Genomic DNA, 13,223 nt, shown 5'->3' on the forward strand with positions numbered 1-13,223 from the left:
TGATCACTCATTAGGAAAATCGATTGTTCGACTACAAACTTCTGGCGGCCCTGGCCGCGGTGGTGGAACAGGCCGGTTTCGAGCGCGCCGCGCAGGTGCTGGGGCTGTCGCAGTCGGCCGTGTCGCAGCGCATCAAGCTGCTCGAAGCGCGGGTCGGTCAGCCGGTGCTGGTGCGCGCGCTGCCGCCTGCGCCCACCGAGATCGGCCGCCGTCTGCTCAACCACGTGCAGCAGGTGCGCCTGCTCGAACGCGACCTGCAGGGCCAGGTCCCCGGGCTGGACGAGCAGAGCGCTCCCGAGCGCCTGCGGATCGCCATCAACGCCGATAGCCTGGCCACCTGGTGGGCGGCGGCCACCACCGAGTTCTGCGCCAGCCAGCGGGTGCTGATGGACCTGGTGGTGGAGGACCAGGACGTCGGCCTCAAGCGCATGCGTGCCGGCGAGGTGGCCGGTTGCGTGTGCGCCGCCGAACGTCCCGTGGCCGGGGCGCGCAGCCTGGCTCTCGGGGCGATGCGCTACCGCGCCCTGGCCAGCCCGGCGTTCATCGCCCGGCATTTCTCCTCGGGCGTCAGCCCCGCTGCGCTGGCCCGCGCACCGGCTATCGTCTATGGGCCGGACGACCAGTTGCAGCATCGCTACCTGGCCGAGCTGGGCCTCAGCGGTGCGTTCGCCTATCACCTGTGTCCGTCCTCGGAGGGGTTCGTGCGCATGGCCGAGGCCGGCCTGGGCTGGGGCCTGGTGCCGCAGTTGCAGGTACGTGAGGAACTGGCCAGCGGCAGGCTGGTGGACCTGTTGCCCGAGCGCTGCATCGATGTGCCGCTGTACTGGCATCACTGGCGCAACGGTGGCGAGCTCCTGTCCGGGCTGACGCAACAGCTGCAGCGTGCGGCGGCCACCGTGCTGGTGACGCCGGCCGGGCGTTGACGCCGTGCGCGGCCTGGCAGGTCGCTGTTCTGGCCGCCTGCGACAGGGCGACGCCGGGTTGGCGCTGCTAGAGTGCGGCAAACACAAGAACGACAGGGGGATGCGATGAGGATTCTGGTCACCGGCGCGAGCGGTTTCATCGGTGGGCGTTTCGCTCGTTTCGCGCTCGAACAGGGCCTGACGGTGCGGGTCAACGGCCGGCGTGCGGATGGCGTGCAGCACCTGATCAAGCGTGGCGCCGAGTTCGTCCAGGGCGACCTGGGCGATGCCGAGCTGGCGCGGACGTTGTGTCGGGATGTCGAGGCGGTGGTGCACTGTGCGGGCGCGGTGGGCGTCTGGGGCGACTATGCGCACTTTCACCAGGCCAACGTGACGGTGACCGAGAACGTCATCGAGGCCTGCCTCAAGCAGAAGGTACGGCGCCTGGTGCACCTGTCCTCACCGTCGATCTACTTCGATGGTCGCGCCCACGTCGATATCCGCGAAGAGCAGGTACCCAAGCGTTTTTCCGATCATTACGGCAAGACCAAGTACCTGGCCGAGCAGCAGGTGTTCGGCGCCCAGGAATTCGGCCTGGAGGTGATCGCCCTGCGCCCGCGCTTCGTCACCGGCGCCGGTGACACCAGCATCTTCCCGCGACTGATCGGCATGCAGCGCAAGGGCCGTCTGGCGATCATCGGCAATGGCTTGAACAAGGTCGACTTCACCAACGTGCACAACGTCAACGCGGCCTTGCTCAGCGCGCTGCAGGTCGGCGGCCCGGCGCTGGGGCAGGTCTACAACATCAGCAACGGTACGCCGGTGCCGCTGTGGGACGTGGTCAACTACGTGCTGCGCCGGCTGGAGCTGCCGCCGGTCACGCGGCACATGCCGTTCGCCCTGGCCCATGCCGCCGCCTCGCTCAACGAGGGCATCTGCCGGATACTGCCGGGCCGGCCCGAGCCGGGCCTGTTTCGTCTCGGCGTGGCGGTGATGGCCAGGGACTTCTCGCTGAACATCGATCGCGCACGTGAGTTCCTCGACTACCAGCCGACGGCGAGCCTGTGGGATGCGCTGGATGAGTTCTGCACCTGGTGGCAGGTGCAGTGTGGCGATCAGGCGTAGATGCGCTGGCCGCGGTAGATGCGCACGGAGCCGGTCGCTTCGCCGACCGGCACTTCGACGGTGGCCAGCGGGGTGACGGTGGCCCGCCGTGGCTGATCGGACAGCTCGGCCAGGCGCTGGCCCAGGCGGCGGGTTTCCTCGTCGTTGGACTGCAGGCTGCCGTCGAGCATGGCGCTGATGACATCGCTCTGGCTCAGGCGGATGTCGACCGCCAGCTCGTCGCGCAGACGGCGACGCAGTGTCTTCATGCAGTCCAGTACTTCTTTGTTCAGTTCCATTGCCACTTCCCCCGGTTGGTTGAAGGATCACGGTCTGCGGCGTCCGTCGCCATCCGTGATCGCGCCAGCCCTCGTCCTCTGGCTGGGACACTGCGTCGAGTCCGTTCGCGGTCGATCGAGCGTGGGCGTTGCCGCGTTGCAAACAGGCTGGAACGTCAGGCTGCCGTCACTGCTGGTGAACGGCGCCAGCTCATCTGTCTGCGCCTTGCATCGCTCTGGCTCGCCAGAACCTGGAACCGACTCCTTTTCGTGCTTTGCAGAACTTTCAGGCCGCCTGCTGGCTTGTGAGCGACACCGGGTCGGCGTGCCCACGACAACTGGAAAAGCAAAGTGCGTACCAGTTCAAATTTCGCGGAACTGCTGGGCCGGAGGCGGGTCGATGGCCCTGTCGCGCCCTTCGTCGGTGCGCCGCGCACCTCCCTGGCGCGGCGCTGATGCGCCAGTGGCGAATCGGTATACTGCGCGGCAGTTTCGTTCACCCCTTTCCCCCATAGGTTTGACCATGCGCAACGACGCCAACGACGAGCTCGACAACCTGCCCAGCCTGACCCCCGAGCGCCGCGAGGATTACGCCGACCTGCATGACGAACCCGCGCCGCGCAGCACCCGCGCCAGCAGCGCCAAGGCGCCGGTGGTGAAGGGCACCAGCACCGGGCCGCTGTGGGCACTGGTCGGTGCGCTGAGCTTCGCCCTGGCCGGGCTGGGCTGGTGGAGCCTGCAGCAGATCGGCCTGATGGAGCAGCGCCTGGTGGCTACTCAGGAAAGCTTCGCGCGCATCAGCGAGGAAGCTGCCGGACGCATCCAGGACATTTCCGGCAAGGTGGTGGCCACCGAGTCCAGCGTCACCAGCGGCAGCGAGGCGCTCAAGTTGCAGGTCAAGCAACTGGAAAACCGCCTGGCCGAACTGGCCAAGCAACAACAGCAGGGCGCGACCGCACAGGCCGCGCTGGACAAGCGCGTCGAGCAGCTGGGCAGCGAGTTGAAGAGCGGCGTCGGCGCCAGTACCGAGCTCGACAAGCGGGTGCAGGCGCTGACCAGCGAGCAGGCGGCACTGAAGGCGGCGCAGGGCGATGCCAAGGCGACGCAGGCGGCGCTGGACAAGCTCGACAGCCGTATCAAGAGCCTCGCTGGCGATGTCCAGACGCTGCAGAAGCAGGGCGACCCGAGCCAGGCCATTCGCAGCCTGGAGCAGGACCTGCTGGTACTGCGCAGCGAGCTGGACAATCGTCCGGCTGCCAGCGCCGGCCCGAACACCGCCGAGTTCGATGCCTTCCGCGCGCAGATGACGCGCAACATCAATACGCTGCAGAGCCAGATGGTCAACCTGCAGCAGCAGATCGATCGGCGCTGAGGCTACGCCGGATGAACGAACGCCCCGCATTGCGGGGCGTTTTTCTTGGTCGCGGGCCAGGCCCCTGCCACAGGCGTCACGCCGTGGGAGGGGCCTGGCTGGCGATTACAGGCGCGGGTAGTCGATGTAGCCGACCGGGCCGGAACCGTAGAAGGTGTCCGGGTGCGGCTCGTTGAGGGCGGCATCCTGTTCCAGGCGCGCCGGCAGGTCCGGGTTGGCGATGAACGGCACACCGAAGGCCACCGCGTCGGCCTTGCCGTCGGCCAACCAGGCGTTGGCCTGGTCCTTGGTGAAGCGCTCGTTGGCGATGAACACGCCGCCGAATGCCTGCTTCAGCTGCGGCGTCAGGCTGTCGTCGTCTTCCTTCTCGCGGGCGCAGATGAAGGCGATGCCGCGCTTGCCCAGCTCACGGGCGACATAACCGAAGGTCTCGGCGCGGTTCGCGTCGCCCATGTCGTGGGCGTCGGCACGCGGCGCCAGGTGCACGCCGACGCGGCCTGCGCCCCAGACGGAGATGGCGGCGTCGGTCACTTCCAGCAGCAGACGGGCACGGTTTTCCAGGCTGCCGCCGTAGCGGTCGGTACGCTGGTTGGTGCTGCTCTGCAGGAACTGGTCGAGCAGGTAACCGTTGGCGCCGTGGATTTCCACGCCGTCGAAGCCGGCGGCCATGGCGTTCTCGGCACCCTGACGGTAGGCCTCGACGATATCGGCGATCTCTTCGGTTTCCAGGGCACGCGGGGTGACGAAGTTCTTCAGCGGACGCACCAGGCTGACGTGGCCCGCCGGCTGGATGGCGCTCGGCGCTACCGGCAGCTCGCCGTCGAGGTAGATCGGGTCGGAGATACGACCCACGTGCCACAGCTGCAGCACGATCTTGCCGCCATTGGCGTGCACGGCGTGGGTGATGTTGCTCCAGCCACGGATCTGCTCGTCGGACCAGATGCCGGGGGTGTTCGGGTAGCCGACGCCCATCGGCGTGACGGCGGTGGCTTCGCTGATGATCAGGCCGGCCGAGGCACGCTGCACGTAGTACTCGGCCATCAGCGCGTTGGGGACGCGGCCTTCGTCGGCGCGGCAGCGGGTCAGGGGGGCCATGATGATGCGGTTGGCCAGTTGCAGATCACCGATCTGGATAGGGTCGAACAGAGTGGGCATGGTGTTACCTCCGGGTTCAGAGTTGTTGGCCGAGACGCTCGACGAAGGCCTGGATCAGCTCGTCGTTGCGTTTGAAGAAGTGCCACTGGCCGACCTTGCGGCTGGTCACCAGACCGGCGCGTTGCAGGGTGGTCAGATGGGCGGAGACGGTGGATTGCGACAGCCCCGTGCGCAGGAAGATCTTGCCGGCGCACACGCCGATTTCCAGCGGGTGCTCCTGCTCGGGGAAGTGGCGCTCGGGCTCCTTCAGCCAGTCGAGAATGTCGCGGCGTACGGGGTGGGCGAGGGCCTTGATGATGGCGTCGAGGTCGATGTCCATCGTGCTGTCGGTGTGTATCGTCATGTGGCGAACCTTATATCGCTTCGAGTCGATATACAGATCGATTGTCCCGATAGTCGCCATCGACGGCTTCGATTGTCCGGCGTCTGGCGCTAAGCTCGTGGCATGAACTATCTGGCTCATCTGCACCTGGGTGGCGACACGCGAGCGCAACTGCTCGGCAGCCTGTATGGCGACTTCGTCAAAGGGCCGCTGAACGGCCAGTGGCCCGCCGATATCGAGGCCGCCATCCGCCTGCATCGGCGTATCGATGCGTTCACCGACAGCCATCCGCTGCAGGCGCGCGCACGGGCGCGCTTCCCGCTCGAGCGACGACGCATGGCGGGCATGCTGCTGGATCTGTTCTTCGACCACTGCCTGGCGCGCGACTGGCAGGACTACGCCGAACAGCCGCTGCAGCAGTTCACCGGGCAGGTGTACCGGGTACTGGCCGCCGAGCCGGCGCTGCCGGGGCGTCTGGCGCTGATGGCGCCGCGCATGGCGGCGCAGGACTGGCTCGGCAGCTATCGCGAGTTCGCCGTGCTCGAGCAGGTGATTGCCGGCATGCAGCGGCGTCTTTCACGACCGCAGTTGCTCGACGGCAGCCTGGTCGAGCTGGAGCGGCTGTACGTGCCGCTCAGCGACGACTTTCGTGCCTTCTACCCCGAGCTGATGGCCTTTGCCGAGGCCGAGCTGAACGCTGTGCGCTAGCGTCGCCGTGCAAGTGCCTCCCAGGCGGCCAGGCGCAGCGCCTGGCGATGCATCCGCCTGCTCAGGTCGCCCGGGCATGCAGGCCGCAGCGCCGCACCAGGCATTTCTCCAGTTCCGCGACGATGAACAGCGTCACCCCGGCGAGCAGCACCCGCAGCCATTCGTCGGCACTCATGCTCTCGGAGCCGAACACGCCCTGCAGCGGCGGCGCGTAGGTGAACAGCAGTTGCAGCACCAGGCAGAGGGCGATGGTCAGCGGCACGGCCGGGTTGCCCAGCAGCCCCTCGCGGCTGAGCACCGGGCCAAGCAGGCTGCGGCTGTTGAACAGGTAGAAGATTTCGCACATCACCACGGCGTTGACCGCGATGGTGCGGGCACTTTCCACGCTGTTGCCGAGTTCCAGCTCCCAGAGGAACAGGCCGATGCCGGCGCTGGCGATGAGCACCGAGACCATCAGCACGCGCCAGACGAAGAAGGCCGACAGCAGCGGCTCGTCGGGGGCGCGCGGGGCGCGCTGCATCAGCCCGCGCTCGCTGGGCTCGAAGGCCAGGGCCAGCCCCAGGGTGCAGGAGGTGACCATGTTGATCCACAGCACCTGGGCCGGGGTCAGCGGCAGCACGGCCTGGAAGAGGATGGCGAAGATCACGATCAGCGCCTGGCCGCCGTTGGTCGGCAGGGCGAAGAGGATGAATTTCTTCAGGTTGTCGTAGATCGCCCGGCCTTCGCGCACGGCGCCGGCGATGGTGGCGAAGTTGTCGTCGGCGAGCACCACCTCGGCGGCCTCCTTGGCCGCCTCCGTACCCTTGTGGCCCATGGCGACGCCGACGTCGGCGCGTTTCAGCGCCGGGGCATCGTTGACGCCGTCACCGGTCATCGCCACCACCTCACCGCTGTCCTGCATGGCCTGTACCAGGCGCAGCTTGTGCTCGGGGCTGGCCCGGGCGAAGACTTCCACGCCAGGCAGCACCTCGCGCAGGCGGCGGTCGTCGAGCAGCTCCAGCTCGGCGCCGGTCATCGCCGGCAGGCCGATGCCGATGCCCAGCTGGGCGCCGATGGCGCGCGCGGTTTCGGCGTGGTCGCCGGTGATCATCTTCACCCGGATGCCGGCCTGCTGGCATTCGGCGACGGCGGCGATGGCTTCCTCTCGCGGCGGGTCGATGATGCCGACCAGTGCCAGCAGGGTCAGGCCCGTCTCCACGTCGCTGAAGTTCAGGGTGCGCTGGCTGGCCGCCGCCGGTTTGCTGGCCAGGGCCAGCAGGCGCAGGCCACGGGCGGCCAGGTCGGTGGCCTGGCGTCGCCAGTAGTCGGCGTCCAGCGGGGCATCGCTGCCATCGGCCAGGCGCTGGCTGGCGCACATGTCCAGCAGACGCTCGGGGGCGCCCTTGAGGTAGACCAGGCCCTGGCCGGCGTGGTCGTGATGCAGGGTGGCCATGAAGCGATGCTCGGATTCGAACGGAATCGCATCGCTGCGCGGCAGTTGCGCCTGCAGCGCCTGGATGTCGAGGCCGCTTTTGAGCGCCAGGGTCAGCAGCGCGCCTTCGGTAGGGTCGCCGTGCAGCCGCCAGTGGCCATGCGCGTCCTGCTGCAGACGGGCGTCGTTGCACAACTGCGCCGCACGCGCCGTTTCCAGCAGGGCGTGGTCGGGTTCCTGCAGCTGGCCGTCCAGATGGAAGGCGCCCTCCGGCGCATAGCCGACGCCGCTGACGTCGAGGACGCGCTCGGCACTGACCACGCGCTGCACGGTCATCTCGTTGCGGGTCAGGGTGCCGGTCTTGTCCGAGCAGATCACCGTCACCGAGCCCAGGGTCTCCACGGCCGGCAGGCGCCGCACGATGGCGTTCTGCCCGGCCATGCGCTGGACGCCGAGCGCGAGGATCACCGTCATGATGGCCGGCAGGCCCTCGGGGATCGCCGAGGCGGTCAGCGCCACCACCATCATGAACATGTCACCGGGGTTCTGCCCGTGCCAGAACGTGCCGAGGATGAAGGTGGCCAGGGCGAGGATCAGGATGATCACCGCCAGCCAGCGGCTGAACTGCTCGATCTGCCGCAGTAGCGGGGTGGACAGCGCCTGTACCTGCTGCAGCATGGCGCCGATGCGGCCCAGCTCGGTGTCCGCGCCGGTGGCGACCACCAGCCCGCTGGCCTGGCCGCTGCTGACCAGGGTGCCGGAGTAGGCCATGCAGCGGCGATCGCCCAGGGCGGCGTCCTGGCGGCAGTGCGCCACGGACTTTTCCACCGGTACCGATTCGCCGGTCAGCGCCGCTTCTTCCACCAGCAGGTTCTTCACGCTGAGCAGGCGCAGGTCGGCCGGCACCTTGTCGCCGGAGACCAGCAGCACCACGTCGCCGGGAACCAGCTGCTCGGCATCGATCTCGTGGCGCTCGCCGTCCCGGCGCACCATGGCGTGCGGCGAGAGCATGTCGCGGATGGCGTTCAGGGCATTCTCGGCCTTGCCCTCCTGGATGAAGCCGATGACCACGTTGATCAGCACCGCCGCCAGGATCACCGCCGTGTCGACCCAGTGGCCGAGCAGGGCGGCAATCAGCGCGGCGCCCAGCATCAGGTACAGCAGCACGTTGTGGAACTGGTAGAGCAGGCGCAGCAGCGGGCCGCGCTTCTGCGGGGGCGGCAGGCGGTTGGCGCCGTGCTGCTGCAGGCGCACCCGGGCCTGCTCGCTGTCGAGCCCGCCCGGCGTGCTGTGCAGCGCATCGAGGGCCTGCTGTGCAGTCAATTCGTGCCAGGCGCGGTCACTATGTTCAGAGGGGCGGTTGCCCATGGGGCGTGTCTCCTGCGGTGGGCCGCATCCGTCGGCCGAGCGAATCGTCAGGGATACCCTAGTTGGCTTTACCGCCCCCGACCTGACTTGCATCAACGAGTGGCGGGTCAGGAGAGGCTTGAATGTAACTCGGTGTTAAACGCATGGAGGAAACGAGATGATCAAGATTCTGGTAGCGACCGACCTGTCCGAGCGCTCGGCGCATGCGGTGCAGCGCGCCGTGCAACTGATCCGTCAGCAGGGCGGTGGCGAGTGGTGCCTGCTGCATGTGATCGATGACGACGCGCCGGTCGAGATCGTCCAGCGCCAGGTGCAGCAAGCCGAGACTCTGTTGCAGAGCCAGGCGCAGCGACTGGCCGAGCAGGCGGGTTGCCGTCCGCAGGTACTGGTCGGCACCGGCGAGCCGGACGTGGTCATCGTCGAGAGTGCCCAGGGCATGGGCGCCGACCTGCTGGTGGTGGGTGCGCACCGCAAATCACCGCTGCGTGATTTCTTCTCCGGCACCACGCTCGAGCGGGTGGTGCGCAGCAGCCATCTGCCGGTGCTGCGGGTCAACGGTCCGGTGACGCATGCATACCGCCATGCGGTGCTGGCGATGGACCACTCGCGGACCGCGCAACAGGCCCTGGTGCGCGCGCGTGAGCTGGGCCTGCTGGTGCCGGAGCAGCTGCATGTCGCCAGCGCGGTCGAGCCGGTGGCCGCCGGTGCGGTGATGGAGGTCGGGATCAGCGCCGAGGTGCTGGAGGACCAGCGGGACGTGCAGCGTCAGCAGGTGAGCGAGCGGCTGGCCGAAGTCGGGGTGAACCTCGATCACGAACGCCTGCTGGTACAGATAGGTTCGCCCGAGGGTGTGGTCGGCGAGGCCCTGCGCCAGTCCGGCGGCGATCTGCTGGTGCTCGGCACGCATGCGCGCGAGGGCGTTTCGCGTTTCTTCCTGGGCAGCGTGGCCAACCGCCTGCTGGCGACGATCGACAGCGACGCGCTGATCGTTCCGCCAGCCGCCTGAGGGTGTCGGGTCAGGCCGCTTCGGCCTGACCCAGCGGCAGGTCCGCCTGCAGGGCGCTGGCGATGATCGCCTGGCTGTGGCGCGCCAGTTCGTTGCGGCTGCGCGCGGCACTGGGGATCGGCTCGAGGAGACGGATCTCGACTTCGCCCGCCGGGCTGGACAGCAGGCGCAGCAGGTGCGAAAGCATGTCGTCGTCGCCGATGAACGGCGCCACCGGGCAGGGCTGGCCGGCGCGCAGGTAGCGGATCGCCACGGGCTGCAGGGCGACGCCGCTGTCGATGGCGCTGCTCAGCAGGCGGCCATGGAAGGTGCGCACGGCCAGGCCGTCGGTGGTGGTGCCCTCGGGGAATATCAGCAGGTTGTGACCCTGCTGCAGGTGACGACCGATCTGCTGGCCGATCAGGTTGCTGTCGCCCGAGCCTCGGCGGATGAACAGGGTGCCGGCCTTGTGCGCCAGCCAGCCGGCCACCGGCCAGGCACGCACTTCCGCCTTGGACAGGAAGGAAATCGGCTGCAGGGCGCCGAGTAGCGGGATGTCGGTCCAGGACACGTGGTTGGCCACCCACAGCATCGGCTGCGCAGGCAGCTCGCCGGCGACCGTCACGCGAAAGGGCAGGGCGCCGCCCAGGCGCGCGAGGAACCAGCGGGTCAGGCGTTGCCGCAAGGGCATCAGGTCATGCCGGGCGACGCGCTCGCACAGGCTGACGACGCCGGCCAGCAGTGCACCGAAGGCGATCACCAGGGCCAGATGAAAGAGGCGCAGGGAAAGACGCAGTTTGGCCATCGAGGCCTCCGCTTGAAAACGAGTGCCGGCATTATCCACGGATGACAGCGTTTGGCGATGGCCGGCCGGATTGTCTGCCGGCGACGGCGGGCAGGGCGCGCCGCCGCCAGCGCGTTTCAGACCGCGGCCTTGAAGTGGCGGGCGTAGCGCGGGCACAGCTCGTCGCGCTTGAGCAGGATGAACACGTCGGCCACCTGGAAGTCGCGGTCCCAGCAGGGCTCGCCGCAGATCTTCGCGCCCAGGCGCATGTAGGCCTTGAGCAGCGGTGGCATCTCGGCGATGACGTTGCCCGGCAGGTCCAGCTGCGGCAGCGGGTGCTTGGGTTCGGCGCGCAGGTGCTCGGTGCACAGGTAGCGCTCGCGTAGGCGTTGCATGATCGCCTGCGCCTGGATGCCACCGTCCTGCATGGGAATGCTGGCGCAGCCCATCAGGTAGCGATAGCCGCCCTCGTTGAGGACCTCGGCCAGCTCGCCCCAGAGCACGGCGATGGTGGCGCCGTTGCGGTAGGCGCTGTCGACGCAGGTACGGCCGATCTCCAGTACCGGACCTTCCAGCCTGGTCAGGCCGTGCAGGGCGAATTCTTCCTCGCTGTAATAGCGGCCCAGGCCGGCAGCGGCCTGGTGATCGAGCAGGCGGGTGGTGGCCACCAGCTCACCGCTCTGCATGTCGCGCACACCGATATGGCGGCAGTGAATGTCGTAGTCGTCCATGTCCAGACCCAGTTCGGCACCGTTGAGCTTGGCGTCGAATTCCGCGCTGAACACGCGGTAGCGCAAGGCCTGAGCTTCACGCAGGGCGGCGGGGCCTTGCAGGCGTTCGGCCTGCAGACGGCGAGCGGTTTGAGTCATGCCTGATCCTCCGTGTGCCGGCTGGCTACTTGCAGCCGGTCGATCTTGTTGGGCAAGCTCAGGCTAGGTCGGTGTGGTGTCATCACCGTGACGCTTTTTTGATGCTTATGTGACGGCGCCCGAGGCGCTGCCGAAGGAGATCTGCGATGCCCTGGTCGAGCCTGTTTCAGCCTGTCGAGCGTCTGTCTGCGGAGCAGGGCCTGGAGGACTGGTATGGCCGCTTGCTGGCCAGCCTGGGGGGGACGCCGGCACCGTTCGAGCTGGCGCTGGTCGGCGGCCTGCGCGCGGCCACGCCGGGCCTGGCCTTTCTTGCCGGCTACCAGGCGGCGCTGCGGGTGCTCTGGCCCGCGGCGCCGTGGACGGCCGGCGCCCTGTGCGTGACGGAGAACCGCAGCACCCGCCCGGCGGACATGAACACGCGCATCTACGGCCTCTACGTCAGTGGCCGCAAGGACTTCGTCACCGCCGCCGAGTGCGCCGACTGGCTGCTGGTGGCCGCTCGCGAGGAGGCGGCGGACGAGTCGCCGCGCCTGGCCCTCGGCGTGGTTCGCCAGGGTGCACCGGGTGTGCGCATCGAACCCTTGCCGGCGCTGCCGCTGATGCCCGACATCGGCCATGCCCGCCTGCACCTGGATCAGGCGCAGGGCGAGCGTCTGGCCGGCGATGGCTGGGACGACTACGTCAAACCCTTCCGCACCCTGGAGGATCTGCACGTGCTGACCGCCGTGACCGCGTGGCTGTCCGGCGTGGGGCGTGAGTGCGCCTGGCCCGACCCCCTGCTGCTGCGCCTGCAGGCCTTGCTGGCCGGTTGCGCCGAGGTGGCGCGGCAGGCGCCCAGTGCGGCCACTACGCACCTGTTGCTGGCTGGCCTGTTCGCCGAGCAGCAGGCATTGGCCGGCGAACTGGATGCGGCGCTGGCCGCCGGCCCGGCGCACTGGGCCGGGTTGTGGCAGCGCGACCAGGGCCTGCTGCGCATTGCCGAGGCGGCGCGCAGCAAGCGCCTGGAGAAAGCGCGACGGATTGTCGCCGGCTGTTGATCCATATCAGTGCCGGCCCCTGGGCATGGGATTAATGTGGCCTCGCGTTTTTTCCGAGAGGTTTCCATGCGCCGCGAGCCCATCGTGCTGTTCGATAACGGCAGCCACCAATGCCTGATGTTCGATGACCTGGTCAGCGGCGAGGGCGTGCAATCCAACCAGTTCCTGATCACCGACAACGAGCAGTACCTGCTGCTCGATCCGGGCGGTGACCTGACGTACACCCCCTTGTCGCTGGAGCTGTCCAAGCACATCAGCGTGCAGGACCTGACCTACATCTTCGCCTCGCACCAGGACCCGGACATCATCGCGTCCCTGGACAAGTGGCTGCTGCACACCAGCGCACGGGTCATCTGCTCCAAACTGTGGGCCCGCTTCCTGCCGCACCTGACAGCCAACTACCTGGCCCTGAGCCGTGGCATCAATACCTACGACCGCATCATCGCGTTGCCGGACCGTGGCCAGAGCATCCCGCTGGGCAAGTGCAAGCTCAAGGCGGTGCCCGCGCACTTCCTCCACTCGGTGGGCAACTTCCAGCTGTATGACCCGGTGAGCAAGATCCTCTTCTCCGGCGACATGGGCGCGTCGATGGTCGACGACGCCACGCCGGTGCGTGACTTCGTCAACCATGTGCCGAACATGGAGGGCTTCCACCGTCGCTACATGGCCGGCAACAAGGCATGTCGCTTGTGGGCGGCGATGGTGCGCGAGATGGATGTGGCGATGATCGTGCCGCAGCACGGCCGGCCTTTCGTGGGGGCGGAGATGATCAGCGCCTTCCTCTACTGGATCGAGAACCTCGAGTGTGGCCTCGACCTGATGGGACCCGAGGATTACTGCCTGCCCCGATGAGTCCGGCAGATGGCGCAATAGGCGCTTCAAGCTGTCGTGGCCGGCATGCTAGGGTGCGCCTCGGTCATTAAACCGA

At 68.0% G+C, this 13,223-nt stretch carries 13 protein-coding genes; 7 read left to right on the forward strand and 6 right to left on the reverse strand.

Going from position 1 to position 13,223, the window contains the following annotated elements:
* Positions 1 to 23: 23 nt before the first annotated feature.
* A complete protein-coding gene (locus EWH21_RS06605) occupies positions 24 to 923 on the forward strand; it encodes a LysR family transcriptional regulator ArgP (protein WP_277700091.1) in 900 nt (299 codons plus the stop codon).
* Positions 924 to 1,028: 105 nt separating this feature from the next.
* Positions 1,029 to 2,027, forward strand: coding sequence for an NAD(P)-dependent oxidoreductase (locus tag EWH21_RS06610; protein WP_277700092.1), 999 nt, complete (start codon positions 1,029 to 1,031; stop codon positions 2,025 to 2,027).
* Here the strand turns inward: EWH21_RS06610 and EWH21_RS06615 are convergent.
* Positions 2,018 to 2,305 carry a hypothetical protein gene (locus tag EWH21_RS06615; RefSeq protein ID WP_037046969.1) on the reverse strand — a complete coding sequence of 96 codons (288 nt, stop codon included), beginning with the start codon at positions 2,303 to 2,305 and terminating at the stop codon, positions 2,018 to 2,020. The two genes, EWH21_RS06610 and EWH21_RS06615, sit on opposite strands and share 10 nt — an antisense overlap.
* A gap of 502 nt (positions 2,306 to 2,807) precedes the next feature.
* On the opposite strand from EWH21_RS06615, the gene EWH21_RS06620 reads away from it, so the two are divergent.
* A complete protein-coding gene (locus EWH21_RS06620; protein WP_277700093.1) occupies positions 2,808 to 3,656 on the forward strand; it encodes an ATPase in 849 nt (282 codons plus the stop codon).
* A gap of 105 nt (positions 3,657 to 3,761) precedes the next feature.
* On the opposite strand, the gene EWH21_RS06625 is transcribed toward EWH21_RS06620, so the two are convergent.
* Positions 3,762 to 4,811, reverse strand: coding sequence for an alkene reductase (locus EWH21_RS06625; RefSeq protein ID WP_037046977.1), 1,050 nt, complete (start codon positions 4,809 to 4,811; stop codon positions 3,762 to 3,764).
* 16 nt (positions 4,812 to 4,827) lie between these two features.
* Positions 4,828 to 5,130 carry a metalloregulator ArsR/SmtB family transcription factor gene (locus EWH21_RS06630; RefSeq protein WP_037047412.1) on the reverse strand — a complete coding sequence of 101 codons (303 nt, stop codon included), beginning with the start codon at positions 5,128 to 5,130 and terminating at the stop codon, positions 4,828 to 4,830.
* Positions 5,131 to 5,256: 126 nt separating this feature from the next.
* Here EWH21_RS06630 and EWH21_RS06635 point away from each other — a divergent pair, with 126 nt between their 5' ends.
* A complete protein-coding gene (locus tag EWH21_RS06635) occupies positions 5,257 to 5,841 on the forward strand; it encodes an ACP phosphodiesterase (RefSeq protein WP_037046980.1) in 585 nt (194 codons plus the stop codon).
* Between the two features lie 61 nt (positions 5,842 to 5,902).
* Here the strand turns inward: EWH21_RS06635 and EWH21_RS06640 are convergent, their stop codons facing one another.
* A complete protein-coding gene (locus EWH21_RS06640; RefSeq protein WP_277700094.1) occupies positions 5,903 to 8,620 on the reverse strand; it encodes a cation-transporting P-type ATPase in 2,718 nt (905 codons plus the stop codon).
* A 157-nt stretch (positions 8,621 to 8,777) separates the two neighbouring features.
* On the opposite strand from EWH21_RS06640, the gene EWH21_RS06645 reads away from it, so the two are divergent.
* Positions 8,778 to 9,626, forward strand: coding sequence for a universal stress protein (locus EWH21_RS06645; protein WP_047592037.1), 849 nt, complete (start codon positions 8,778 to 8,780; stop codon positions 9,624 to 9,626).
* A gap of 10 nt (positions 9,627 to 9,636) precedes the next feature.
* Here EWH21_RS06645 and EWH21_RS06650 read toward each other — a convergent pair whose 3' ends face one another.
* Positions 9,637 to 10,410, reverse strand: a complete 774-nt coding sequence (locus EWH21_RS06650; RefSeq protein ID WP_134677725.1) for a lysophospholipid acyltransferase family protein — start codon at positions 10,408 to 10,410, stop codon at positions 9,637 to 9,639.
* 116 nt (positions 10,411 to 10,526) lie between these two features.
* A complete protein-coding gene (gene olsB / locus EWH21_RS06655) occupies positions 10,527 to 11,258 on the reverse strand; it encodes an L-ornithine N(alpha)-acyltransferase (protein ID WP_037046991.1) in 732 nt (243 codons plus the stop codon).
* Between the two features lie 146 nt (positions 11,259 to 11,404).
* Between olsB and EWH21_RS06660 the strand changes: the two genes are divergently transcribed.
* Both EWH21_RS06660 and EWH21_RS06665 read left to right on the forward strand, forming a co-directional pair.
* Positions 11,405 to 12,295 carry an acyl-CoA dehydrogenase family protein gene (locus EWH21_RS06660; protein WP_277700095.1) on the forward strand — a complete coding sequence of 297 codons (891 nt, stop codon included), beginning with the start codon at positions 11,405 to 11,407 and terminating at the stop codon, positions 12,293 to 12,295.
* Between the two features lie 66 nt (positions 12,296 to 12,361).
* On the forward strand, positions 12,362 to 13,147 hold the full coding sequence (locus tag EWH21_RS06665) for an MBL fold metallo-hydrolase (RefSeq protein ID WP_037046995.1): 786 nt from the start codon (positions 12,362 to 12,364) through the stop codon (positions 13,145 to 13,147).
* Positions 13,148 to 13,223: the final 76 nt, after the last annotated feature.

It is taken from the genome of Pseudomonas sp. REST10 (assembly GCF_029542605.1).
Taxonomy (GTDB): domain Bacteria; phylum Pseudomonadota; class Gammaproteobacteria; order Pseudomonadales; family Pseudomonadaceae; genus Aquipseudomonas; species Aquipseudomonas khazarica.